The organism is Lentzea xinjiangensis (assembly GCF_900110955.1).
In the GTDB taxonomy this organism is placed as follows: domain Bacteria; phylum Actinomycetota; class Actinomycetes; order Mycobacteriales; family Pseudonocardiaceae; genus Lentzea; species Lentzea xinjiangensis.
The window spans coordinates 1006046-1030749 of record NZ_FOFR01000001.1; the positions used below are offsets into that span (position 1 = coordinate 1006046).

General features: G+C 72.1%; 22 protein-coding genes. 10 read left to right on the plus strand and 12 right to left on the minus strand.

Annotated elements, in window-relative coordinates; genetic code table 11:
- Nucleotides 1–53: 53 nt before the first annotated feature.
- Entirely contained in the window at nucleotides 54–476 is a 423-nt protein-coding gene (locus BMW88_RS05130; protein ID WP_089949331.1) for a DoxX family protein, read from the plus strand.
- Here the strand turns inward: BMW88_RS05130 and BMW88_RS05135 are convergent.
- The 3 genes from BMW88_RS05135 to BMW88_RS05145 form a co-directional block, all read right to left on the minus strand.
- A complete protein-coding gene (locus BMW88_RS05135; protein ID WP_089949332.1) occupies nucleotides 457–1152 on the minus strand; it encodes a TIGR03089 family protein in 696 nt (231 codons plus the stop codon). The genes BMW88_RS05130 and BMW88_RS05135 overlap by 20 nt on opposite strands.
- A 9-nt stretch (nucleotides 1153–1161) precedes the next feature.
- Nucleotides 1162–2355: an LCP family protein gene (locus BMW88_RS05140; RefSeq protein ID WP_089949333.1), complete on the minus strand. Its 1194-nt coding sequence runs from the start codon at nucleotides 2353–2355 to the stop codon at nucleotides 1162–1164.
- 84 nt (nucleotides 2356–2439) lie between these two features.
- Nucleotides 2440–3996 carry an LCP family protein gene (locus BMW88_RS05145; RefSeq protein WP_245777560.1) on the minus strand — a complete coding sequence of 519 codons (1557 nt, stop codon included), beginning with the start codon at nucleotides 3994–3996 and terminating at the stop codon, nucleotides 2440–2442.
- Between the two features lie 107 nt (nucleotides 3997–4103).
- Here BMW88_RS05145 and rfbB point away from each other — a divergent pair, with 107 nt between their 5' ends.
- Both rfbB and rfbD read left to right on the plus strand, forming a co-directional pair.
- Complete coding sequence (rfbB, locus tag BMW88_RS05150; RefSeq protein ID WP_089949334.1) at nucleotides 4104–5090, plus strand: dTDP-glucose 4,6-dehydratase; 987 nt, start codon at nucleotides 4104–4106, stop codon at nucleotides 5088–5090.
- Nucleotides 5091–5093: 3 nt separating this feature from the next.
- A complete protein-coding gene (gene rfbD / locus BMW88_RS05155; RefSeq protein WP_089949335.1) occupies nucleotides 5094–5942 on the plus strand; it encodes a dTDP-4-dehydrorhamnose reductase in 849 nt (282 codons plus the stop codon).
- A 256-nt stretch (nucleotides 5943–6198) separates the two neighbouring features.
- Here rfbD and BMW88_RS05160 read toward each other — a convergent pair whose 3' ends face one another.
- The 4 genes from BMW88_RS05160 to BMW88_RS05175 form a co-directional block, all read right to left on the minus strand.
- A complete protein-coding gene (locus BMW88_RS05160; RefSeq protein WP_177220945.1) occupies nucleotides 6199–7290 on the minus strand; it encodes a glycosyltransferase family 4 protein in 1092 nt (363 codons plus the stop codon).
- Entirely contained in the window at nucleotides 7291–9786 is a 2496-nt protein-coding gene (locus BMW88_RS05165) for a glycosyltransferase (protein WP_089949336.1), read from the minus strand.
- Nucleotides 9787–9789: 3 nt separating this feature from the next.
- Nucleotides 9790–10341, minus strand: a complete 552-nt coding sequence (locus BMW88_RS05170; protein ID WP_143115971.1) for a hypothetical protein — start codon at nucleotides 10339–10341, stop codon at nucleotides 9790–9792.
- Nucleotides 10342–10483: 142 nt separating this feature from the next.
- Nucleotides 10484–11386, minus strand: a complete 903-nt coding sequence (locus BMW88_RS05175; protein WP_245777561.1) for a glycosyltransferase family 2 protein — start codon at nucleotides 11384–11386, stop codon at nucleotides 10484–10486.
- Between the two features lie 20 nt (nucleotides 11387–11406).
- On the opposite strand from BMW88_RS05175, the gene BMW88_RS05180 reads away from it, so the two are divergent.
- The 3 genes from BMW88_RS05180 (at nucleotide 11407) to BMW88_RS05190 (ending at nucleotide 14457) form a co-directional block, all read left to right on the plus strand.
- Nucleotides 11407–12393, plus strand: a complete 987-nt coding sequence (locus BMW88_RS05180; RefSeq protein WP_089949338.1) for a glycosyltransferase family 4 protein — start codon at nucleotides 11407–11409, stop codon at nucleotides 12391–12393.
- Nucleotides 12394–12458: 65 nt separating this feature from the next.
- Nucleotides 12459–13586, plus strand: a complete 1128-nt coding sequence (locus tag BMW88_RS05185; RefSeq protein WP_089949487.1) for a glycosyltransferase family 4 protein — start codon at nucleotides 12459–12461, stop codon at nucleotides 13584–13586.
- A 25-nt stretch (nucleotides 13587–13611) separates the two neighbouring features.
- On the plus strand, nucleotides 13612–14457 hold the full coding sequence (locus BMW88_RS05190) for a glycosyltransferase family 2 protein (RefSeq protein WP_177220946.1): 846 nt from the start codon (nucleotides 13612–13614) through the stop codon (nucleotides 14455–14457).
- Between the two features lie 363 nt (nucleotides 14458–14820).
- Here the strand turns inward: BMW88_RS05190 and BMW88_RS05195 are convergent, their stop codons facing one another.
- Entirely contained in the window at nucleotides 14821–15213 is a 393-nt protein-coding gene (locus tag BMW88_RS05195; RefSeq protein ID WP_089949340.1) for a hypothetical protein, read from the minus strand.
- Between the two features lie 101 nt (nucleotides 15214–15314).
- On the opposite strand from BMW88_RS05195, the gene manB reads away from it, so the two are divergent.
- Both manB and BMW88_RS05205 read left to right on the plus strand, forming a co-directional pair.
- On the plus strand, nucleotides 15315–16382 hold the full coding sequence (gene manB / locus BMW88_RS05200; protein ID WP_245777562.1) for a mannose-1-phosphate guanylyltransferase: 1068 nt from the start codon (nucleotides 15315–15317) through the stop codon (nucleotides 16380–16382).
- Nucleotides 16375–17253 (plus strand): DNA-3-methyladenine glycosylase family protein, encoded by an 879-nt coding sequence (locus BMW88_RS05205; RefSeq protein WP_089949342.1) that lies wholly within the window; start codon nucleotides 16375–16377, stop codon nucleotides 17251–17253. Before manB ends, BMW88_RS05205 begins: the two co-directional genes overlap by 8 nt.
- A 99-nt stretch (nucleotides 17254–17352) precedes the next feature.
- Here the strand turns inward: BMW88_RS05205 and BMW88_RS05210 are convergent, their stop codons facing one another.
- The 4 genes from BMW88_RS05210 to BMW88_RS05225 are packed head-to-tail and all read right to left on the minus strand — an operon-like array spanning nucleotide 17353 to nucleotide 20934.
- Nucleotides 17353–17880, minus strand: a complete 528-nt coding sequence (locus BMW88_RS05210) for an NUDIX hydrolase (protein WP_089949343.1) — start codon at nucleotides 17878–17880, stop codon at nucleotides 17353–17355.
- A complete protein-coding gene (locus tag BMW88_RS05215) occupies nucleotides 17877–19199 on the minus strand; it encodes a coenzyme F420-0:L-glutamate ligase (RefSeq protein ID WP_089949344.1) in 1323 nt (440 codons plus the stop codon). Before BMW88_RS05215 ends, BMW88_RS05210 begins: the two co-directional genes overlap by 4 nt.
- A complete protein-coding gene (cofD, locus tag BMW88_RS05220; protein ID WP_089949345.1) occupies nucleotides 19192–20145 on the minus strand; it encodes a 2-phospho-L-lactate transferase in 954 nt (317 codons plus the stop codon). Before cofD ends, BMW88_RS05215 begins: the two co-directional genes overlap by 8 nt.
- Nucleotides 20146–20178: 33 nt before the next feature.
- Nucleotides 20179–20934: a site-2 protease family protein gene (locus tag BMW88_RS05225; RefSeq protein WP_089949346.1), complete on the minus strand. Its 756-nt coding sequence runs from the start codon at nucleotides 20932–20934 to the stop codon at nucleotides 20179–20181.
- A 245-nt stretch (nucleotides 20935–21179) separates the two neighbouring features.
- Between BMW88_RS05225 and BMW88_RS05230 the strand changes: the two genes are divergently transcribed.
- On the plus strand, nucleotides 21180–21485 hold the full coding sequence (locus BMW88_RS05230; protein WP_051784712.1) for a WhiB family transcriptional regulator: 306 nt from the start codon (nucleotides 21180–21182) through the stop codon (nucleotides 21483–21485).
- Nucleotides 21486–21515: 30 nt separating this feature from the next.
- Nucleotides 21516–24692, plus strand: a complete 3177-nt coding sequence (locus tag BMW88_RS05235) for a glycosyltransferase family 2 protein (RefSeq protein ID WP_089949348.1) — start codon at nucleotides 21516–21518, stop codon at nucleotides 24690–24692.
- Nucleotides 24693–24704: the final 12 nt, after the last annotated feature.

The window sequence follows — 24704 nt, forward strand, 5'->3', positions numbered from 1 at the left end:
AGGTTTTGGTTCGGAATTGAACGACCGACAGCCAGACGACAGGATCGGGGAACATGACCATGGTCAAGGACGTGGCCGCACTCATCGGGCGCATCGCCGTCGGTGTCATCTTCATCGCGCACGGCTGGCAGAAGTTCACCCAGTTCGGCATGGCGGGCACGGCGGGGTCGTTCGACAAGATGGGCGTTCCGCTGCCCACGATCTCCGCGTGGTTCACCGCGTCCGTCGAGCTCGCGGGTGGCCTCGCGCTGATCCTCGGGGTCGCGCTGCCGGTCGTCGGCGTGCTGCTGGCCTTCACCATGGCCGGTGCGTGGATCATCGTCCACCTGCCGAACGGCCTGATCGGCGAGGGCGGCGCCGAGCTGGTCATCGCGCTCGGCGCGGCCGCGCTCGCCCTCGGCTTCAACGGTGGCGCCTACGCGCTGGACCGCGTGCTGTTCAAGAACAACAAGGTGCTCAACCCCGCTGCCGCGTGATCTCCCTGGTCACCTTCTCCACCTCCCGGCGCGCGGCCATCCGGCCCGCGTCGGGATTGCTCACCTGCACCAGCGAACCACCGGCCGCCAGCACGGCCAGGAACCCCTCCAGCACGGCGGAGGGCGTGTCCCACTCCACAGTGGACAGCACGCGCGGCTCGCCGCCCAGCTCCGCGCCGAGCTCGCGCGCCCGCGCGACCACCTCGTCCACGGTGGACCCGGACAGGGCCGGGGTGGAGCCGGGAACCGGTTCCCACGGCGTGAAGTCGTCGCCGTGCAGGCGCACGTCGTCGGAGTAGTCGACCGGGGCGCCGGAGCTCGCGCCCATCGGGTGCAGCGAGGCCACGGCCACGACGTCCGCGTCCGCCGTGCCGCCGGGCGGCACCACGGCGACCTTCGCCGCCACGTCCGCGCCGACCACGTGGGCGCCGCACCACCACGCGCCGAGCAGCAGGCCCGCGGTCTGCCAGTGCGCGGGCAGCAGCACCGCCACCGGGTCACCCGGTTCGACGTCGTGCTCGTCGCGCAGCCAGTTCGCCGTCTTCGCGGCCCAGTTCTTCGCCGTCGCGCGGGACAGCTCGATCCGCGACCCGGTCGCGTCGTCGTAGTGCGTGATCAGCGGACGCCCTGGAGCGGCCGTCAGCAACGGCGCGAAGAGGATCTCGGTCACGCTCACGCGGCACTCCTAGTCGACGCAGGGCACGTCCTGTCGGGCTGCTGTGGCGACGGCGGGGGAGCCGTCCAGCGAGAGCAGCTTCCCAGGACCGAACCGCGCCGGTGAGGTGGGGGTCGTCGTCGACGGCGCCGCCTTGGGCGTCTCGCCGATGAGCCGCGCCACCCAGGCCTGCACCGCCTCGCGGTCGACCGTGACCACGCTCTGGCCGCGCTCGTTGCGGGCGTCGATGCTCGTCACCGGGATCGTGGCGAACTCCACGTTGCCCGACGCGAGGCCCTGCGCCTGGGCCGCCAGCGTGGTGAGGTCGAGCTTCTCGTCCACGACGACGGACTTCGACACCGCGTCCAGCAGGCCGTTCATCTTGCCGGGGTCGGTGAACGTGCCCGCGGACAGCAGCTGCTTCATCGCCTGCGACATGAACACCTGCTGCCGCGCGATGCGGCCCAGGTCGCCACCGGGCATGTTCCGCTGCCGCACGAACGACAACGCGTCGCCCCCGGAGACCACCTGCTCGCCGGCGCGGAAGTTCGCGCCGGAGTTCGGGTCCGACGTGCCGGCCTTCAGGCACACCCGCACGCCGCCGATGACCTGGGTCAGCAGGTAGAAGCCGTAGAGGTTGATCTCCGCGTAGTGGTCGACGCGCATCCCGGTGAGGTCCTGCACCGCCTGCACCAGCGCCTTGCGCCCGGCCTCGTCGGACTTGCGCTCCCGCTCCTCCTGGTCGCGCACGCCCTCGGCCCGCAACCGTTCCGCGGTGAGGTACTTCACCGCGCCGTACGCCGAATTGATCTTGTCCTCGCGGAAGCCCGCGATCGGGACGTAGGTGTCGCGCGGGATCGAGATCGCGCTCGCCTTGCTCCCGTCGCGTGGGACGCGCATCACGATGATCGTGTCCGTGTTCACCGTGTCGGTGCCCTCGGTGCGCAGTTTGCGCAGCACGTCCGCGGGCAGCGGGCGACCCTGCGCGTCGGTCCGGCTGTCGCTGCCGACCAGCAGGATGTCGATCGCGCCGTCCTCGGCGGGCGGCGAGTTCGGGATGTCCTCCAGCACTTCCAGGATCTGCGTGGTGTTGGTGTTCTGCTTGACCAGCCGCAGGGCCGTCCAGAAGTAGCCCGAGAACGCCAGCGTTGTCACGGCGACGAGCGCGACGACCGTGCGGCCGGCGACCAGTGCGGTCTTCTTCGCGCGTGCGGCGGCGGTCAACGTCGGTCCTCCAGGTGCTGGATCTGCTCTCCCAGCGTAACTATCGGAAGCCCGTTACGCCGGGGTTCAGCTCACACCGGGGGTTCAGTTCACGCAGACCAGACCGCCGGCCGTGATCGGCGGGGTGCTGCTCGTCCCGGCCGAGGAGGTGGCGGGGACGCCCTGCGGATCGACGTCCTCCGAGTCGTCGGTGGGAGTCCGGTAGTCCGTTCCGACGAAGACCTGCACCTGTCCGGTTCGGACGGACGCGTCCTCCTCGACCAGGACGTTCGGCCCCAGCTCCGCCGCGACCTTGCGGCCGGACCCCTCCTCGCCGGGCGCGTGCCGAACGACGGTGGTGTCGCTGGTCTGCTGCGCCGACCCGACCGGGCCGCGCTTGAACCCCTTGGCTGCCAACGTGGTCAGCACCTGGTTCGCGAGACCCTGAACGTTCGCCGCGTTGAGGACCTGCACCGTGATCGACGAGTTCGGCGGCGCGTTCACCGTGGTGGTGGCGGTCGGCGAGCTGCTCGCCGACGGCTTCTCGGCGGCGAGGGTGGTCAGGAACCTGCGCACCTCCGCGGCGTTGACCGGCAGCACGTTGCCGTCGCTGTAGGTGTCCGTCGGCTCACCCACGGGGATGGTGCGGAACTCGAAGTTGCCGCCCACCAGGCCCTGCATCTGCTCGGCGAACGTGGTGACGTCCCACCCGGCGCTGAGGACCACCGACTTCTGCACGGCCTCGACCAGCCCGTTGAGCTTGGCCGGGTCCGTCAGCGTGCCGCTCGACAGCACCTTCTTGGCCAGCGCGCCGATGAACGCCTGCTGCCGCACCACCCGGTCGAGGTCGCCGTTCGGCAGGCCCTTGCGCTGGCGCACGAACGACAGCGCCGCCGCGCCCTCGATGGTCTGCTGGCCCGCGCGGAAGTTCGCGCCGGAGTCGCTGTCGGACGTGGGTTCCCGGACGCACACCTCCACGCCGCCGATGGCCTTGGTGACCTCGTAGAAGCTCGCCAGGTTGACCTCGGCGTAGCGGTCGACGCGCACCGCCCCGCCGGACAGGTCCTCGATCGTCTTGATCAGCGTCTTGCGGCCGGCGGCCATCGACTCGGTGCGGATCCGCTGCTCGTCCGTCACGCCCTGTGAGCGCAGTTGCTGGTCGACGGTGTTGCGCTGGCGGGCGAACGCCGAGTTGAGCTTGTGCTTGCCGAACCCGTCCGCGATCTCGACGTAGGAGTCGCGCGGGAACGAGATCGCGACCGCGCGCGTGCCGTCCACCGGGATGTGCACGAGGATCACCGTGTCGGTGTTCTGCTCGCCGTCGGAGTACCCGCCGTTGAGCAGTGCCAGCGCTTCCTCCGACAGCGGGTTGCCCTGCGCGTCCGTGCGGCTGTCGAGACCGACCAGGAGGATGTCGACGGCACCGTCGAGCGGCTTGGGCCCCTGCCGGGTGAGCTCCTCGGAGATGACCTCGGTCTTGACGATGCCGTTGTCGGCCGCCCGCAGCTTTCCCCAGCCGTAGGACGTGATCAGGAGCACAGCGGCCGAGACGAGGGAGACGAAGACCCTCCCGGTCACCAGGAACGCGCGGAAAGCCGTCGGCCGGGGCCCCTCCGCCCTGACCGGCAGACTTCTGCCCTCCACCGTCGTTTCCTCCCCCACCACACCGAGTTTAGCCGTTTATAGGACACACGACGTGACGTTGCTGTGGGTTGCAGGAATCGGGTATGTGACAGACTGCGGGCAGCGACATCACGAGAGGAAATGGCATGCGCGTACTGGTGACTGGTGGGGCCGGGTTCATCGGCTCGCACTACGTGCGGGAGTTGGTGAGCGGGTCGTACCCGGCCTTCGCGGGAGCCGAAGTGGTGGTGCTCGACAAGCTCACCTACGCGGGCAGCGAGACCAACCTCGCGCCGGTCGCCGGCAAGTTCGAGTTCGTGCGCGGCGACATCTGCGACGCCGAGGTGGTCGCGGAGCAGATGCGCGGCGTCGACGTCGTGGTGCACTTCGCCGCCGAGTCGCACGTCGACCGGTCCATCACGGGATCGGCCGACTTCGTCCTCACCAACGTGCTCGGCACGCAGACCCTCCTCCAGGGTGCGCTCAACGCCGGTGTCGGCCGGTTCGTGCACGTGTCCACGGACGAGGTCTACGGCTCGATCGAGGACGGCTCCTGGTCGGAGTCGCACATCCTGGAGCCGAACTCGCCGTACTCGGCCTCGAAGGCCTCCTCGGACCTGCTGGCGCGCGCGTTCCACCGCACCCACGGCCTGCCGGTCAGCATCACGCGGTGTTCGAACAACTACGGGCCGTACCAGTTCCCGGAGAAGGTCATCCCGCTCTTCGTCACCAACCTGATCGACGGCAAGAAGGTGCCGCTCTACGGCGACGGCCTGAACGTGCGCGACTGGCTGCACGTGGCCGACCACTGCCGCGGCATCCAGCTCGTCGCCGAGGGCGGCCGGCCGGGTGAGATCTACAACATCGGTGGCGGCACCGAGCTCACCAACCGCGAGCTGACCGAGCGGCTGCTGGCCGCCACGGGCCGCGACTGGTCGGCCGTCGAGCCGGTGCAGGACCGCAAGGGCCACGACCGCCGCTACTCGGTCGACATCTCCAAGATCTCGTCCGAGCTGGGCTACGCGCCGCAGGTCGACTTCGAGGTCGGTCTCGCCGACACCGTCGAGTGGTACCGCGAGAACCGCGCCTGGTGGGAGCCGCTCAAGGAGCGCGCCCAGTTGGCGAAGGGCTGAGCGGTGATCCTCGTTCCCGGCGGTCGCGGCCAGCTCGGCCAGGACCTCGCTGCCCTTTCCCCGTCCGTGCGCGCGGTGTCGTCCGCCGAGCTGGACGTGACCTCTGTCACCGCCGCTGACCTCGCCGGTGCGTCCGCGGTCATCAACTGCGCCGCGTACACCGCCGTCGACGCGGCCGAGACCGACGAGTCGCGCGCGTTCGAGGTGAACGCCGTGGGACCGGGTCTGCTCGCCGAGGCGTGTGCTTCCCTTGGCATTCCGCTGATCCACGTCTCGACGGACTACGTGTTCTCCGGCGACGCGACGCGGCCGTACGAGCCGACCGATCCTGTCGGCCCGAAGTCCGCGTACGGCCGCACGAAGCTCGAAGGCGAACGCCGTGTGCTGGAGGCGGGCGGCTGGGTCGTGCGCACCGCGTGGGTGTACGGCGTGCACGGCTCGAACTTCGTGAAGACGATGGCGGCTCTGGAGTCCTCGCGTCCGTCGCTGTCCGTTGTGGACGACCAGGTCGGTTCGCCGACGTGGTCGCGGGACCTCGCCGCCGGGCTCCTCGAGCTCTCCTCGGTGCTGCCCGCCACGCGGCTGCTGCACGCGACCGGCGGGGGCGAGACGACGTGGTTCGGCTTCGCGCAGGCGATCTTCGAGGAGCTGGGCGCCGACCCGGCCCGCGTGCAGCCCTGCACCACGGCCGACTTCCCGCGCCCTGCTCCGCGGCCCGCCTACTCGGTGCTGTCGGGCGCGGCGTGGGAAGCAGCGGGACTGCGCCCCTTGCCGCACTGGCGCAGCGCCCTTTCGGAGGCTTTCGCCGCCGGCGTCGTCGCTCCTCGTACCGGTGCTGCGCCATTGGAGTGACCGGTCTGGCACGGCCGTACCTCGTGCGAGAACCTGTTCGGCATGTTTGATTCCGGGCGCACTCCTCAGCGGCCCGCGACAGCGGATTCCGATCGGCAGCGCTTCCTCAGGTGCGTCGCCGTCGTGACGGGTTCGCGGCAGGTGTCGATGAGCCAGCTCGACAAGCAGCAGCCGAGGCCGCGATCTCGGTGAAGCCGTTGGGGCGCCGGGTTTTCCCGGCGCCCTCCGGTGAGTGCGACCTCCGGCGGGCGCGGCCTCAGGCCCGGCTCCGCCGGTAGGCCTCGACCGTCTTCTCGGCGCACCGCCGCCAGGTGAAGCCGGACGCGTGCGCCCGCCGCTCGGCCTGGGTCTCCGGCGTGGCCGGGGCCGCGACGGCCTGGGCCAGCCCGACGGCCAGTGCCTCGACGTCCCCGACCGGGACGTGCAGGGCGTGCCCGCCGGCGACCTCGCGCAACGCGGGCACGTCCGAGCACACCACGGGCACGTTGCAGGCCAACGCCTCCAGCACCGGCAGCCCGAAGCCCTCGTCCCGCGACGGCAGCACCAACGCCGTGGCGCCGGCGACGACGGACCGCAGGTGCACGTCCGACAGGTACCCGGTGCGCAGCACCCGGCCGTCCACACCGGACCGGCCGGGCCCCACGATCACCAGGGGCGGCAGCGAAGGATCGGACCTGTGCGCCTCGACGAGGTACTCGAGGCCCTTGCGGGGCCCGTCCGCGCCCACGAACAGCAGGTACTCCGACGGCAGCCCCAGCCGTCCGCGCAACGTCGGCGACGGCGGCCGGGACGCGAACCAGGCGGGATCCACCCCGAGCGGTGTCACCACGACCTTCTCCAGCGGCACCGAGAACCGGTCGGCCACCACGGAGGCCACGGCCGCGGTCGGCGTGCAGATCACGTCCGCGCGCTGGGCGGACAGCCGCACGAGCTCCGGCAGCCGGCGGTCCGACGGCGGCAGGTCGCCCGGTGCGTCCAGGAAGGCGAGGTCGTGGATCGTGACCACGCGACCGGCCCGCACCGTCGGCGGCAGCACGAAGTTCGTGGCGTGCATGACGTCGGTGAACCCGGCGAGCGCCTCCACCGGGGGGAAGGGCACGTTCAGCCACATCCGGCGCAGCGCCCGTGCCGACACCGGCAGGCCGCGGGCGGTGACGTCGTGCGGCAGCACCGTCCGCAACGCGCGCCAGCCGCGCAGGGTGAAGGCCACCGCCCGCACGTCCACCTCTTCCGGCATGGACGCGAGCTCTTCTGCCAGTGCGGCCGTGTAGCGGCCGATCCCGGTGCGAAGGCCGAGCAGGGGGGTGCCGTCGAGCAGCACCTTGAGGGGTTTCGGGGATCTCGCCATCTACCTGCCACCACGTGCGATCTTGCGCAGACGCCCCGTCGCCCGCTTGGCCAACTCGGTCGGGCCGCCCGCGTCCAGGTACTCGCGCACCAGCCGCAGGTCCCGCTTCACCTTCTCCGCCGTGCTCAGCCCCGGCGTGCGCACCATCGGCGCCGAGCCCGACAGGCGGTCCGCGGCGGGCCTGGGGTTGCGGCAGAACTCCACCAGCGGCGCGAGCGCCGTCTCCCAGGTGAACCGCTCGCGGACGACGGCGATGCGCTCGCGGCACCCGGCCGCGAACTCCTCGTCGTAGAGCACCTTCTCCAGCGCGTCCGCCAGCGCCTCCGGGTCCTCCGGCGGCACGACCACGCCCAGGCCCTCGCGCTGCACCAGGTCGGCGAACGAGTCGCCGGACGTCGTGACGATCGGCAGCCCCGCCCACAGGTAGTCGAGCACCCGCGTGCGGAACGCGAACGTGGTCTCCACGTGCTCGTAGTGCGTGGTGACACCGCAGTTCGCGTCGAGCAGCCAGTTCTGCCGCTCGGTGTAGGGCACCCACCCGTCGTTGAAGAACACGTTCTCGCCGGTCAGCCCCAGCGACGCGGACAGGGACCGCGTCCGGCCGGCGATGTCCATGTCCGGGACCTCGGGGTTCGGGTGCTTCATGCCGAGGAAGTACAGCTTCGCCGACGGCTGCCGCCGCCGCAGGCGGTCCATCGCGCGGAGCAGCGACAGCGGGTCGAACCAGCTGTAGACGCCACCGGCCCAGATGACGACCTTGTCCTCGTCGGTCACCCCGGGGACCACGCCCTTGATCGCGGGACCGGTGCGCTGCGGCGGCTTGCCCGACAGTCCGAAGGGGACGATCCCGAGCAACGACTGGGTGGTCGGGTCGTTGTCGTACAACGTGGGCGTCAACCGGCCCAGCGCCGCCAGGTGGCCGAGCCAGAAGTGCCGCTGCCGTTCCGACGCGCACAGGAAGAAGTCGCCGCGCTCGAGCTGGTTCGTCAGCACCCGCGTGACGCTCTTCAGGTCGGCGGCGCGCTTCTCGTCGCTGTCGTCCTTGCCCTGCTCCAGCAGCTCCAGGTGCATCGGGTCGTAGATGTCGCAGACCACGATCTTGGTGGAGCCCGGCTGCTTGAGCTCGGCCGCCATCTCCAGCGCGTGGCCCTGCAGCACGATCACGTCAGCCCACCGGACGTTCTCCGGAAGCTGCTTGAGCTTGACGCCCTCGATGGTGAACGGCGCGTCGGGCGGGTCGCACAACGGGTTCGTCGTGATCAGCCGGACCTCGTGCTCGCCGGACAGCACGTCCGCCATGTGCCACGCGCGGATCGCCGGACCGGCCATCCGCTCCGAGATCGCGTCACCGGTGATCACCAGGACCTTGCGCGGCCTGCCGAACACCTCGCCGACGCCGAGCGCCTCGACGAGGATGTCGTGCGCCACCAGGTAGCGGGGGATGTCGTACGCGGGCTCCAGCGCCTTGCGCATCAGCGGCACCAGGTCGACGTCCGACATCCGGCGGGAGGCCTGCTCGACCCGGCGGGACTCGGCCAGCGCCGGCATCATCTCGACGAACTGGTCGATCGCGAGGAACCCGGCGAGCGAGCTCCGCGGGATCTCGGCCGGCCCGCGGTCGTCCGCGGGGTCCGCGGGCCGGCGGGTGATCTCCAGCTGCTTCGCGTCGATCTCGCCGCGCGCCGTCGCCCGGCGCACCACCAGGGCGAGGGCGGCGGGCAGCACGCGGGCGAGGGTCTCGTCGGAGAAGTTCTTGTAGAGCGTCGCCAGCGCGTTGCGCTCCAGTAGGTACAGCTCGCGGCTGTGGTCGATCGAGCTCATCGACGCGTGGTGGCGGTGGAACGTGAGCGACGCCGGCTCGTAGCGGACCCGCCAGCCGCGCAGGTTCATCCGCCAGCCGAGGTCGACGTCCTCGTAGAACATGAAGAACCGCTCGTCGAACCCGCCGAGCTCGCGGTAGAGCGCGGCGCGCACGAACAGCGCCGAGCCGGTGCCGAACAGCACGTCGCGCGGGGCGTCGTGGCTGCCGTCGTCGGTCTTGCCGACGTGGCGCTTGTACCCCATGCCGAACCAGGTGAGACCGGCGTCGACGAAGTCGATCTTCTCGCCGTCCCAGTCGAGGACCTTGCTCGCGACCGCGCCCACCGCCGGTTCGGCGTGGAAGACCCTGATGGCGGTCTTGATCCAGGCGCGGTCGGCGCGCGCGTCGTTGTTGAGGAACGCGAGCACGTCACCCGTGGCGTGTTCGACACCGAGGTTGCACCCGCCCGCGAAGCCGAGGTTGCGGTCGTCGGTGACGATCTTGACGCCGGGCTGCCCGCCCAGCTCCCGCTTGAGCCGTGCGGTGTCGTGCGCCTCGTTGTCGACGACGACCACCTGGAGCAGCTCCGCGGGGTAGTCCACCTCCGCCAGGCCGCGCACGCAGGTGATGGTGTCCTCGGCGCCGCGGTAGTTCACGACGACGACGGAGACGGCGGGCAGTGATGCTCGATCCACGCGCTAAGCCTGCCTCATCACTCTGCGCGCCCGCAGTGTGGTTGCACAGATCAGCAGCAGCAGGGCCGCGGACGGCACGCCGAGGACCCACTCGGCGGACCAGTCGTTGCGCTCGGCGAGCAGCGGCCGCATCACCGGGTGGCGCAGCACGGTGGCCGGACCAGGCAGCATCCTCTTGTCCTGCTCGCCAGGCACCACGATCCGCAGCTCCGCGCCGTCGGGACAGGTGAGGTGGTGGGCGAACGCCGGGTTGTCCGGCCCCGGCACGTCCTCGACGCCGGAGACCACGCACGTCTCGGGCGTGCCGAGCGCGTCCATCAACGCGCGGTGACCGTCGCCGACCAGCACGGCGGTGCCGGGGATCACGACCATGAACGCGGGCAGCACAAGCCACGCCGGGCCGAGCTTGCCGACGCCCCACGCGAACGCGAGCGACAGCAGGCAGCACGGGACCAGCACCGCGAGCTGCTGGTCCTCGGGCACGACGGCGCCCAGCACAACCGCGGCGGCGATCGCCGTGAGGCCGAGCACGATCAACGGGACGGGTCGCCTCACGGCTGCCCGCTCGGGGCGTGGGCGACGGGAATCGCGGCAGTCATCGCTACGAGGACGCCCACGACCAGGGGCAGGTTCCAGCGAACCGGTGTGCCCGCCGAGCAGTGCCAGCCGGACGTCGCGGCCGACCGGCCGCGGGGCATCAGCGGCCCGCCCAGTCCCGCCAGACCCGGCGGCGCGGAACCGCCGTCTTCACCAGGAGCCGCTGGACGAGCGTGACCGGCAGGCGCAGCAGCACCTCGGCGAGCACCTGGCAGCGCAGCCCGAGCCGGAAGTTCGCCGCGTCCGGGACGGCGGCGCGGAACGGCAGCAGGACGGTGATCGCCAGGAACCGCGCCAGTTGCCCGGCCGCGACCGACGCCGGGGCGCAGCGCAGCAGCATCAGCAGCCGGTTGCGCTCGTTCCAGCGGTGGAAGAGCCTGGACCCCGGCCGCGTGCTGGCGCCGTGCCGGTGCCGCACCCGCGCCGGCCCGACCGAGATCACCCGGTGCCCCGCCAGCCGCAGCCGCCAGGCCGTGTCGGTGTCCTCGTAGTAGCAGAAGAAGCTCGCCGGCACGCCGCCCACGGCACGCAGCGCGCCGGTGCGCAGCAGCGCGGCACCACCGCAGAACCCGAACACCTCGCGCCCGGCGAGCACGACGTCCTTGCCGTGGCCGTCCGCGGTCAGCGCCACGCCGACGGACTGCGTCGAGCCGTCCGCCAGCAGGATCGACGACGTGGCGGCGGCCGCGTCCGGCTCGGCCGCGAGAGCGCTCTCCAGTTCGGCGAGCCACGAGGCGTCGGGCACCGCGTCGTCGTTGAGCCACGCGACGTACTCGGTGTCGACCATGCCGAGCACGGCCGCAAGCCCGCCCGCGTAGCCGCGGTTGCGCGGCAGCCGCACGACCTCGTGCCCGCTGATCAGGGCGGCCGTGCCGTCGTCGGAGGCGTTGTCCACGATGATCGTCCTGTGTGGACTCTTCTGCGCCGCCAGCGCGGCCAGGCAGGCCGTGATGTGGTCACGGCCGCGCCACGTCACGACCACCACGGTGCTGAGTGCCGACACGGCGTGAGACGGTACGCGACGTGCCCGAGCTAGTAGTGCTGACCGAGCAACTCAACGCGCCGGTCCCCGGTGGTACCGGCCGCTACACCGCGGAGCTGCTCACCGCGCTGACCCGGACCGCGCCGGAGGGCTGGTCGGTGGTCTCGGCCGCGACCGCTGGCGCCGACCGCGTGATCAGGCTGCCGCGCCGGGCGCTGGTGGCGTTGTGGGAGCGGGGACTGCCGCCGCGCCTCGGCCCGCACGTGCACGCCCCGACACCGCTCGCCCCGCTGCCGGGCGCGGTCGTCACCGTGCACGACGTGGTGCCGTGGACGCACCCGGAGACGCTGACCCCGCGCGGTGTCGCCTGGCACCGCAGGGTGATCTCGAAGGCCGCGCGGGAGGCGCGCGCGTTGGTGGTGCCGACGAACGCCGTCGCATCTCAATTGGCGGAGTGCGTTCGCGTCGAGGTGCCGGTGCACGTGGTGCCGAACGGCGTGACCAGCCTCACCGGTTCGCCGGCTGACGACCTCCCCCCGCGCTACGTGCTGGCCATCGGCACCATCGAGCCGCGCAAGGGGTTCGAGCTGCTGGCGCGCGCGACCGAACGGCTGCGGGTCCCGCTGGTCGTGGTCGGCCAGCAGGGCTGGGGCGGGATCGACCTGCGCGCCCCGCACGTGACGTTGCTGGGCAAGGTCTCCGACGCCCGGCTCGCCTCGGTGCTGGCCGGGGCGGCCGTGCTCGCCGCGCCCAGCCTGGCGGAGGGGTTCGGGTTGCCGGTGCTGGAGGCGATGGCCGCGGGCGTCCCGGTGGTGCACTCCGACGACCCGGCGCTGGTGGAGGTCGCGGGCGGCGCCGGCACCGTCGTGCGCAGAGGTGACCTGGCCTCGTTGACGGAGGGGCTGAGGGCCGTGCTGGCGGATCCTCGTCACACAGTTGACGCGGGAATCGCCCGTGCGAACGAGTTCACCTGGGAAAAGACCGCGAGGGGCGTCTGGGGCGCCCACACCGGGCGACCGGATTGCTGAATTCCCGCTAAACGCTCCGGGAAATGACATTACGCTAGCCGATCGTGTCGACCGTCGAACCCAGCGTGTTGATCGACGCCACCGCGGTTCCCGCAGACCGGGGCGGCGTCGGCCGTTACGTGGATTCGCTCGTCGCGGCGCTGGACGCGGACGGTGCCAGGTTGTCGGTCGTGTGCCAGCCCCGTGACGAAGAGCTGTTCAGCAAGATCGCGCCGAACGCCCGCGTCGTGCGGGCGGCCGACGCCGTCGCCACCAGGACGGCGAGGCTCGCCTGGGAGCAGACGACGCTGCCCAGGCTGATCCGGTCGCTCGACATCGACGTGGTGCACTCACCGCACTACACGCTTCCGTTGGCCGGCAAGGCAGCCTCGGTCGTGACGCTGCACGACGCCACGTTCTTCACCGACCCGGTGCTGCACTCGTCGGTGAAGGCGCGCTTCTTCCGCGCGTGGACCCGTGCCTCGCTCAAGCGCGCGGAACTGTGCGTGGTGCCCTCCCAGGCGACGGCGGACGAGCTCGTGCGCGTGGCCGGAGCCGAGCGCCGCGTCCTGCACATCGCCCAGCACGGCGTCGACACCGAGCGCTTCCACCCGCCCTCGCCGGACGAGATGATGTCCGTGCGGCGGACTTTGTCGTTGGGGGACACGCCTTACGTGGCGTTCCTCGGCGCACTGGAACCGCGCAAGAACGTTCCCGCGCTGATCCGCGGCTTCGCCCAGGCGGTGGCCGGCCGCCCCGACCCGCCCGCGCTCGTCCTCGCGGGCCAGCCCGGCTGGGACAGCCAGGTGGAACGGGCGCTCGACTCGGTGCCCCACCGCATCCGCGTGATCCGGGCGGGCTACCTGCCGTTCGAGCAGCTCGCGGGTTTCCTCGGCGGCGCGCAGCTCGTCGCGTACCCGTCGCTCGGCGAGGGCTTCGGCCTGCCGGTGCTCGAAGCGATGGCGTGCGGCGCCTGCGTGCTGACGACCAGGAGGCTGTCGCTGCCGGAGGTGGGCGGCGAGGCGGTCGCGTACTGCGGGGTCGGGGCGGGGGACATCGCCGCGGCCATCGCCGACCTGCTGGACGACCCGGCCCGCCGCGCCTCCCTCGCCGCCTCCGGCCAGCAGCGCGCCAAGGACTTCTCGTGGGCCGTCAGCGCGGAACGGCACCGGCTGGCCTACGAGCGCGCGGCTCTGGTGCGCCGCCGGCGGTGAACCGGAGACCACTAGTGTGTCGGCCGTGAACTACGGCGACGGACTTGGTGTCGTGACGGTCACGTACTCGCCGGGCGAGACGCTGGCACCGTTCGTGGACACCCTGGCGAAAGCGACCACCCGGCCGGTGCAGGTCGTCCTCGCCGACAACGGGTCGGTGGACGGCGTCCCCGAGGCGGTCGCGGCTTCCCGCGACGGCGTGACGTTCCTGCCCACCGGGGGCAACCTCGGGTACGGCGGCGGGGCGAACCGGGGCGTCGCCGCCCTGGGGCCCGACGTCGGGTGGGTGCTGATCTCCAACCCCGACATCGAGTTCGCGCCCGGCAGCGTCGACGTCCTCATCGACGCCGCCGCCCGCTGGCCGCGCGGGGGGATGTTCGGACCGCTGATCCGGGAGCCCTCCGGCGAGGTCTACCCGTCCGCCCGGCTGCTGCCCTCCATCGGGCGCGGGGTCGGGCACGCGCTCTTCTCGGCCGTGTGGAAGTCGAACCCCTGGACCAGGGCCTACCGGCAGGAGAAGGCCCCGGTCGAGCGGACCGCGGGATGGCTGTCGGGCTCGTGCTTCCTGATGCGGCGCGAGGTCTTCGACGCCGTCGGAGGGTTCGACGAGCGGTACTTCATGTACTTCGAGGACGTCGACCTCGGGGAACGGGTCGGGCGTGCCGGGTGGCAGAACGTGTACGTGCCCGATGCCGAGGTGACCCACATCGGGGGGCACTCGACCGCTCGGTCCTCCGCCCGGATGCTCCGCGAGCACCACCGGAGTGCCTACCGGTACTTGGCCGACCGCCACGCCGGGGTGTGGTGGGCTCCGTTCCGGCTGGCCTTGAAGGCCGGGCTCGCGCTGCGGGTGAAGATGCTCACCCGGTGAGGCTCCGAGCGCTTTCCGCGCGGCCTGCCCCGCCATCTGACCGGGGAACGGCACCGCTCGCGTGATGGACGTGACGTGGCCAGCCAGACGTGGTCAACGCGCCGGACTGTCGGACCTGCGCGCTCAACGCGCCGAACTGTCAGACCTGCGCGCTCAACGCGCCGGATTGTCGGACCTGCGCGTTCAACGCGCCGGATTGTCGGACCTGCGCGTTCAACGCGCCGGATTGTCGGACCTGCGCGTTCAACGCGCCGAACTGTCAGACCTGCGTTGTAAGTTGGGTCGCGGGGGACCTCACACCTCAGGGGACCCCTGCGCGAGCCTGCCCGCGCAACCACGGGAAGAGCGGTTCGCGGCGAAGCCTCACATGTCGCCGCTGAGCCGCTGCGACAGCGACGAGCGCGTCTGCCGGTGGTTCGAGACCGTCGGGATCATGCCCGGCTGGACGACCTGGGTGATCTCCGCGTCGTCGGGTGCTCCCGCCACCGGCATCGGCTGGGTCGGCATCGGCTGGCCGGGGGCCTGGTGCGGCGGGCGGCGGGCTGGCTGGCCGCCCGGCTGGCCCATCTGGGCGGGTTGCAGGATCATGGTCGAGTCCGGGTCCCGCCGCGGGTCCACGGCGTTGACCAGCGTCCGGGGGATCTGTTGCGTGTCGGACGCGTCCATCGGGGACGTCATGTTGTCCGGCGTCACGATGTTCCGCCCACGTGCGCGGGCGCGGGCGAGCATGGCGTCGGCCCGGTCGCGGGGGTCCATGTCGGATTTAGCTCCTTGCCGGGACCAGATCCCGTATGACGATCTGCTTCGTGTCAGAGTATTCCGTCGAACGGCTCGCCGTAACGCGGAGGAGGAAAAAGGTGCACGGCGTCGAAGCTGTGGTGCTGGTCGGGGGCAAGGGCACTCGTCTTCGCCCGCTGACCCTGTCCGCTCCCAAGCCCATGCTCCCGACTGCGGGGGTGCCGTTCCTGACGCACCTCCTGTCGCGGATCAAGGAGGTCGGCATCACGCACGTGGTGCTCGGGACCAGTTACAAGGCCGAAGTGTTCGAGGAGTACTTCGGGGACGGATCGCGGCTCGGGCTGGAGCTCGAGTACGTGGTCGAGGAAGTGCCGCTGGACACGGCCGGGGCGATCCGCAACGTCGCGGACAAGCTGCGTGAGCCGGACGTGATGGTCTTCAACGGGGACATCCTCTCCGGCGTCGACCTGGCGGGGATCGTCGACACGCACCGCGAGCACCAGGCGGACGTGACGCTGCACCTCGTCAAGGTGCAGGACCCCAGGGCGTTCGGGTGCGTGCCCACGGACGAGCGGGGACGGGTCCAGGCGTTCCTGGAGAAGACCGAGAACCCGCCGACGGACCAGATCAACGCCGGTTGCTACGTGTTCCGGCGTGAGGTGATCGACGCGATTCCCGCCGGGCGGCCGGTGTCGGTGGAGCGGGAGACGTTCCCCGGGCTGCTCGAGGCCGGCAGGAGGTTGCAGGGGCACGTGGACGCCACGTACTGGCTCGACCTCGGCAAGCCGGAGGCATTCGTGCAGGGGTCCGCGGACCTCGTGCGCGGGGTGGCGCCGTCGGCGGCGGTCGCCCAGCCGGGGGAGTTCCTGGTGCTGGACGGCTCGAACGTGCACGAGGGCGCCACGGTCAAGGGCGGGTCCACGGTCGGTGCGAACTGCACGGTCGCCGAAGGGGCCGTGCTGGACGGCGCGATCCTGTTCGACGGCGCGGTCGTCGGCGAGGGCGCGGTCGTGGAGCGGTCCATCGTCGGGGCCGGTGCGCTGGTCCAGGCCGGTGCGGTGCTCCGGGACGCCGTCGTGGGCGACTCCGCGGTGATCGGGGCTCGGTGCGAGCTCGTCGGCGGGGCGCGGGTGTGGCCGGGTGTGGTGCTGCCCGAGGCCGGCGTGCGCTTCTCCACGGATGCCTAGCAGGACGTGGACACCACCGTTCCCACTCGACGTGGGAGCGGTGCTCCTGCCGTTGCGCCGCGGGCCGGGTGATCCGTCCTTCAGCTCGGAGGGCGGCATCTGGTTCGCGGCGAACACGCCGTGCGGTCCGGGCACGTTGCACGTCCGGCGCACCGACGTGGTCGAGGCGCGGGCGTGGGGCGACGGCGGGCAGTGGCTGCTGGACGGGCTGCCCGCCCTGCTCGGCGCGGACGACCCGGTGGACGAGTTCGTCGCGCACCACCCGGTCGTCGCCGAGGCGCGCCGACGGCGGCCGGGGCTGCGGCTCGGGTCGACCGGACGTGTCTGGGACCTGCTGTTCGCCTCGATCCTGGAGCAGAAGGTCACCGGCACGGAGGCGTTCCGGACGTGGCGCGAGCTCGGCCGGCGGTTCGGCGAGCCGGCGCCGGGGCCGATGCCGCTGAAGGTCCCGCCGACACCGCACCGGTTGCTGGGCCTGCGGGACTGGGAGTGGCACCAGTGCGGGCTCGACGGCGCCCGGCGGCGGACGCTGATCAACGCCGCGCAGGTCGCGCACCGGTTGGAGAAGGCGGCGGAGATGCGCAGCCGGGAGCTGCTCGAGAAGGTGCCCGGGATCGGGGTGTGGACCTCGGCCGAGGTGGCGCAACGGGCCTGGGGCGACCCGGACGCGGTGAGCGTCGGCGACTTCCACGTCGCCAAGGACGTCGGCTGGGCGCTGACCGGCACGCCGACGGACGACGACGGCATGATGGAGCTGCTGGAGCCCTACGCGCCGCAACGCCACCGGGCGGTCTGCTACCTGCTGGCGGCGGGCCTGCGGCGGCCGCGGCGGGCACCGAGGTTCTCGCCGCGCGACTACCGCGCGTTCTAGGACGGCGGCTACCGGAGCTGGCGCACCGGGTCGCGGTGGTGGCGGGGCGAACCCGGCGCGGCTCACCGCCCTGCTCGCGCGGCACCGGACGCTCCGGCGCTAACGCAGGCGGGCCAGTGCCGACTCGATCAACGGGTGCAGGTCGTCCACGTTGTCCGGCAGTTGGTCCAGCGGCCACCACTGCAGGTCGACCGACTCCGCCGAGCGCACCGGTCGCGCGCCGACGGGCGCGCGCACCAGGAACCGCACGTCGAAGTGCCGCGTCGGCTTGCCGAGCGAGCACGTGATCGGGTGCACGTCGAGGTGGATCGGCGTCGGCTCGATGCGCAGGCCGCTGATGCCGGACTCCTCGGTGGCCTCGCGCAGCGCCGCCGCGGCCAGCGACGCGTCCTCTGGCTCGCAGTGGCCGCCGAGCTGGAGCCAGCGGCCCACGCGCGGGTGCAGCGTCAGCAGCGCGTGCTCCGCGGTGGCGTCCAGCACCAGCGCCGAGGCCGTGATGTGCCCCGGCTCGCACGAGCGCTGACAAGCGTCCTCGCGGGCCGCCAGGAAGCCCAGGTAGGCCTCCTTCAACGCGTCCTGGCCGGTGAACCGGCTCAGGGTGGCGACCGCGTCGGCGTGCAGCGTCACAGTTCGATCAGTCCTTCCCTGGGCTCGCGCGGCGTGAGCGGCTCCACCGGGTGCCCGACCGCCACGGCGCCCAGCGGTTCCCAGTCCCGCGGCACACCGAGCACCGCGCGCACGACGTCCGCGCAGAAGATCGTCGACGACACCCAGCACGAGCCGAGGCCCTCGGCGGCGAGCGCCACCAGCAGGCCCTGCACGGCGGCGCCGCCGGCGACGGTGAACATCGTCTTCTCGGCGTCGGCGCGGCGGTCGTCGGGGTAGCTGTGCGCGCCGTCGCGGACCAGGAACGGCACCACGACCTCCGGTGCCTCCACCAGCAGGTCGCCGCGCCGCACCCGGCGCGCGATCTGCTCGTCGGTGAACCCGTCGCCGCGCAGGTCCTCCTCCCACCGCTCGCGCATCGCCCGCAGCAGCTCGGCGCGCTTCTCGCGCACCAGCACGAACCGCAGCGGTGTCGTGTGGTGCGGCGCGGGTGCCGTCAGCGCCGCGCCGACAGCGCGCCTGATGGCGGCGAGGTCCACCGGCTCGTCGGTGTAGAACCGCACGGACCTGCGCATCAGCACGGCTTGCGAACGTCCCTGCGCCAGCGCCTCCTCGGTGCCGAGGCGGAACAGGTCCTCCTCGGCCGGCCGGACGAGGTCGCGGGCCGTGGAGCCGTCGTCGACCACGTCGAACCCGCGCAGCACCGCCACCGGCACCGCGCCGAGCTTGCCCTTCACCAGGTCCGCGGCCGCCGCGATCTCGTCGGCGACCGCGACCAGCGTCACGGCGAGCTCGTTGCCGTGCCGGTCGACCGCGCCCGCGTAGTCGCGCAGCACGCGGATGCCGGACGCGCCGATCGCGGCGTCGGTCTGCCCGACCCGCCACGCGCGGCCCATCGTGTCCGTGACGACCACGGCGACCTCGACCCCGAGCAGCCCCTTCAGCGCACCGCGCAGGGCCGCCGCGGAGCCGTCCGGGTCGACGGGCAGCAGTGCGATCTCGTCGCCCGCCACGTTCGAGGCGTCGACGCCGGCCGCGGCCTGCACGATGCCGAGCTTGTTCTCGGTGATCAGCGTGCGCATCTTGCGGGCGAGCACCCGCACGGACTCGGCGTCGACGTGCGCGCGCCGGATCCTGTCCCGTTCCGCGGGATCGGCCGGCACGCGCACGAGCCGTCCCTCCACTTTCGACAGGACCTTCGACGTGACGACGAGCACGTCGCCGTCGCGCAGCCAGGGCGCGGCCCGCGCGATGGCGCCGGCCAGGTCGTCGCCGGGGCGGAACTCCGGCAGCCCCTGCACCGGCAGCAGCTCCAGCGCGGCCGCGGCGTGGTCACCCAACTTCGACTCCGACGAGGTCCAGTGCGGCGCGGGCCATCTGCGCCGTGGCGTCCACATCGGACATCAGCAGCGGGACCGCGCGGACCGCGACACCGGGGACGTCGGCGCGGTCGCCGGTGTGCACCAGCCACGCGTCCAGGATGCCGTCCGCGGAGCACTTGCGGGAGCCGTAGAGCCGCCCCACCGCCTCGGCCGAGGTCTCCACGCCGATCGCGTCCAGGCAGGCGTCGGCCATGCCCCGCAACGGTTTTCCGCCGATGATCGGGGACAGGCCCACGACCCCGGCCTCGGTCTTGCGCAGCGCGTCGCGCACACCGGGCACCGCCAGGACCGTGCCGACGCTCACCACGGGGTTGGACGGGGCCAGGACCACGGCGTCGGCCTCGCTGATCGCGTCCAGCACGCCGGGTCCGGCGGTGGCGGTCTCCGCGCCGACGAACGCGAACGACTTCGCGGGCACGGCGGCCTTGTGCCGGACCCACCACTCCTGGAAGTGGATCGCCTTCTGCTCGCCGTCCAGCTCGACGACGACGTGCGTCTCCACCCGGTCGTCCGACATCGGCAGCAGCTTCACGCCCGGCTGCCACCGGTCGCAGAGCGCCTCCGTCACGGCCGACAGCGGGTAGCCGGCGCGCATCATGCGGGTGCGGACGAGGTGCGTGGCGATGTCGCGGTCGCCGAGCCCGAACCACGTCGGGTCGGCGCCGTACGCCGCCAGCTCCTCCTTGACGGTCCACGACTCGTCCTCGCGGCCCCAGCCGCGTTCGGTGTCGATCCCGCCGCCCAGCGTGTACATGCAGGTGTCGAGGTCGGGGCAGATGCGCAGCCCGTGCATCCACACGTCATCGCCGGTGTTGACCACCGCGGTGACGTCCGCTCCGAGCGCTTTGAGCCCCTGCAGGAACCTGGCGCCGCCGACCCCGCCGACCAGTGCTACGACCTTCACGCCGGGCCATGCTTCCACAGAGGTCCGGTGCGCCTACAGGTAGCGCCAGAACATGAAGGCGGCCGCACCGGAACCCGCCTTGCCCACCTCACCGCCGATCGCCTCGAACACCGCGGCCGCGGCCTGGAAGAACAGCGCGTTGACCTCGGCGAAGCCGATCAGCACGGCGAACAGGACCAGCGGCGCCCACGGCCGGGCCTTCGCGCCGAACTGCTGCGCCCCGTAGGGCAGGAACGGCTCCAGGACGCCCCAGCCGTCGAGGCCGGGGATCGGCAGGATGTTCAGCACGAACGCGATCACCTGCAACAAAGCCAGGTACGAAATGGCGGCGGCGAGGGCGAGTGGCGGCGAGAACACCGTGACGACCAGCGCGAGCAGGACGCCGATCACGAGGTTCGTGACCGGTCCCGCGAGTGAGACCAACGACTCGGTCCGCTTCGACCGCAGCGCGTGGTGGTTGATCCACACCGCCCCGCCGGGCAGCGGGATGCCGCCGAACGCGAGCAGCACCAGCGGCAGCACGATGCTCAGCACCGGGTCGGTGTAGCGGCGGATGTCGAGGGTGAGATATCCCTTGTCGCGCACCGAGAAGTCGCCGCCCTTGTACGCGACGGCGGCGTGCCCGAACTCGTGCAGGCACAGCGTCACCGCCCACCCGGCGAGTACGAAGAGGATGGTGCCCGAGATGATGGCGACGTCACCTTCGAGCAGGGTGAGAGCAGCTCCGGCGGCGGTCGCCGCGAGCAGGCCGAGGAACAGTGGGCTGGGGCGAACCGCTGATCGCTTCACCCCTCCAGTGTGGCGTGTCGGCTGGCGTCGTGGGCCGTTCGGGGACAGGTTGGAACACCTGAATCACTGTCCGTGGAGCACGTCAAGTTTTTAGCGGCCATCCGCGCGAATATCCCCCGACGTGTGGACTCCGCTTGACCGCCCGCTGTGACGCAGGTGTAATCACATCGGTGTCATTCGTCGTTGTGGGAACGGCGTCTGGCGTCCGCCAACCGGGGAGAGCGGAAGGCGAGGAGGCGGACGAAATGCAGGAATTCGAAGAGCTCGAAGAAGATCACGTCACGCAGCCGGTCGTGCAGGGCGAGCTGTCGTACCTGTTCGACCCTGCCGACGAGCAGGACTGGCAGGAGCGTGCGCTGTGCGCGCAGACCGATCCCGAGGCGTTCTTCCCCGAAAAGGGAGGGTCGACCAGGGAGGCCAAGCGCATCTGCCTGGGCTGCGAGGTTCGTTCGGAGTGCCTGGAGTACGCGCTCCAGCACGACGAGCGTTTCGGCATCTGGGGCGGTCTCTCGGAGAGAGAACGCCGCAAGCTCAAGAAGCGGGCAGTCTGAAGCGTGATCTTCGTGCCTTAACTTGAGGACGTGACAAGTCCTCACCCGAGGCTCCGGACAGCGCCGGTGCTGTGCGTCCTGGTCTGCCACGACGGAGACCAGTGGCTCAGCACGGCGCTGTCCGCTTTGCGGCGCCAGCGAATCCGCCCCCGGCACGTGATCGCGGTCGACACGGGGTCGACGGACCGCACGCCGGCGGTGCTGAAGAAGGCGTTGCTGGCGGAGGCCGGAGACCTGCTGGACGGCGTGCTGACCCTGCCGCGCGGCACGGGCTTCGGCGCCGCCGTGCGCGTCGCCGTCGAACACGCCGTCGACAGGTGGGGCGACCCCGGCAGGTGGCTGTGGTTGCTGCACGACGACAGCGCGCCCGAACCCGACTGCCTGGCCGCCCTGCTGACCGCTGCCGAGGTGTCGCCGTCGGCCGCGGTGCTCGGTCCGCTGTGCCTCGATTGGGTGGATTCCCGGCTGGTCGTCGAGGCCGGGCTGTCGACGGATTCTTCAGGACATCGACAGACTGGCCTTTCGTCGGCCGAGCACTCCGCGTCGTTCCAGCAAAGCACCGAGGTGCTCGCCGTTTCGTCGGCCGGATCCTTGATCAAACGTGAGGTGTGGCACTCGCTCGGCGGTTACGACGAGGCGATGCCGTTGCTGCGCGACGATCTCGACTTCGGCTGGCGCGTGAACCGCGCGGGTCATTTGGTGCTGTGCGTTCCCGTCGCCCGGATGCGGCACGCGCGGGCCGCGACTAAAGGCGCACGCCGTTTGGACGCGGCCATGGCGCGTCCGGGTCCGTCATTTCGCGGGGTCGACCGCGCGCACGGCATGCGCACGTTTTTGGTCAATTGTTCAGGTTTCTCGTTCTTCATCGGACTGCCGCGGCTGTTGTTCTTGTCACTGCTGCGCGCCCTCGGGTTCCTGCTCCTCCGGCGTTTCGCGGACGCACACGCCGAGGCCGGCGCGGCCCGCTACCTGCTGACGAGGGGCCGTTTGCGCGAAGGCCGCCGCGCGCGCCGCGGCTCCGCGGTCGTCCGCGGCCTCTTCACCAGCAGGCTCACCAGGTTCCGCAACGCGCTGCACGCCGGTGCCGCGTTCCTGATCCGCCGCCGGGTCGAGGCCGACGCCGCGCTGGGTCGTTTGCCCGCAACCGACGCCGGTTCGACGTGGCTCGAACCGTCCGAAGTGGACTCGCGATCGTTCGGTCCCGACGCCCTGCCCGCCGGCGCGGCGCGCGGCCGTCCCCGCGTCGCCGGTCTGCGCCGCCCACCCGTCGTCGTGCCGGTGGACGCCGACCTGCCCGGTGCGCCGCGCCCGACGCCGCGGCCGCGTCCGTCGCCGGGCCCGCGCGCCGCCTCCGGGATGGTCCTCGTCGAGGTCGACCAGTCGCGGGTGCTGCGGTCGTTGCTGCTCGCCCCGCCGGTCCTGCTGGTGCTCGGCCTGTCACTCGTCGCGGTGATCTCGAACTGGTCGCGCCTCGGCCTGGACCTCGCGGGCGGCCGCCTGCTCCCGGTCGGCTCGCTCGGGTCGGTGTGGTCGACGTACCTCGCGTCGTGGCACCCGGTGTCCGGCGGCACCGCGGCCCCGGCACCGGCTGCGCTCGCCTTCCTGGGACTGATGCCCGGCGGGCCGTCGTTCGCTGTCGCTTTGCTGTTGCTCGGTGACATCCCTCTCGCCGCGTTGTCGGCCTACATCGCGTCACGCGGCATGCGCGTGCGGCGTTCCGTGCGCGCGGTGGTGGCAGCCCTCTACGGGTTGCTGCCCGTGTCGACCACGGCCGTTGCCGAGGGGCGGCTCGATGTCGTCGTTGTCCACGTCGTGACACCTCTTGTCTTCGCCGGCGTGTACGCGGTCTTGCGCGCGTCGTCGACGCACGCGTGGCTGCCGATGGCCTCGGGCACGGCCATCGGTGTCGCGGTGCTGGGCGCGTTCTCGCCGCTGACGCACGTCCTGGTGATCGTCGGGGCGTTGGCCGGGTTCGTCGCGGTGTCCGGCGGGGCACGGCGGATCGCCGCACTGTTCGCCATCGTGCTTCTGCCGATGGCGTTGCTCCTGCCGTGGCCCGCAGTCCTGTTGCAACACCCGGAGATGGTCCTGAACGGCCTCGGCGCGGCTTTCGAGTCCCCGCCGCCGGACCTGATCGTGTGCTCCGTGTTCGTGGCCGCCGCGTTCGCCGCCGCTGTGCTGCGCCCCAACGCGTCGATGCTGCCGGGACTGCTGGTGCTCGTGCTGGCCGTCGGGGCGCTGGCCGCCGTCACCGCGGTGGGCGCCTGGCCCGGCGCGCCGCTGGTGGTGGCGGCGTGGGGACTGGTCTGGGTGGTGCTCGCCGGGTGTCAGCGCGGGGTCGCGCCGGGGGTGGCCGGCCAGGCGCGGGTGCGCCGTGCGGTGTCCGTCGCCGGTGTCGTGACGTTGGTCAGCCTGGGGGTGGCCGGGTTCCTGGACCTGCGGGGCGGGCCGTTGCGGGCGGGCGGCGGGCCGGCGTTGAGCCAGTCGCTGACCGCCGAGCTGGCGCGGACCGGCCGGTCGGTGCTGGTCGTGGGACCGTCGGTCCGGCAGGTGGCCGGGCGGATGCCGGCCTTCGGCGACGACGACCTGGTGCCCACGGTGTCGTCGCCCGCCCGGCTGCGGCGGTGGAACTCGTCCCTGCTGGACGGGGCGCCGCCCGCGGTCAAGGTGGCGCTGGCCCAGGCCGCCTCCTCGGGGGTCTCCTTCGTGGTGCTGCCGTCCGCGGAGGCTTCCTCCCGGGTCCGCGACGCCGCCGGGGAGCTGGTGTCCGTCGCTCCGCCCGCCTCGGACGGCCGCCCGGTGCTGAGGCTGCGGTTCGCCGCCGACACCGGCGTGCTGCTGGCACCGGACGTGGCCCGGCGGGCGCGCACCGGCGGGGAGCCGCCCGCCGAACCGGCCGCCGCCGGGGTGTCGCCGGTGAACCTCTCGCTGCCCGACGTGGCCGTCCGGGTCTCCGCCGGCGGGGAGGGGCGGGTGCTCGTCCTCGCCGCCGAGGACGAACCGGGGTGGCGGGTGTGGGTGGACGGCGTCCAGGTGCCCGTGGTGCGGGCCTGGGGACATCTGGTGGGGGTGCCCCTGCCGTCTTCCGCCGCCGAGGTCCGGGTGGAGGTGGAGTCGACCTTGAGGGACTTCCTGCTGCTGGGACAGGCCGCCGCCGGGTTGTTCACGTTGCTGACCGCGGTGCCCTCCCGGCGGCGCGGGGCTTGACCGTCCCGGTGG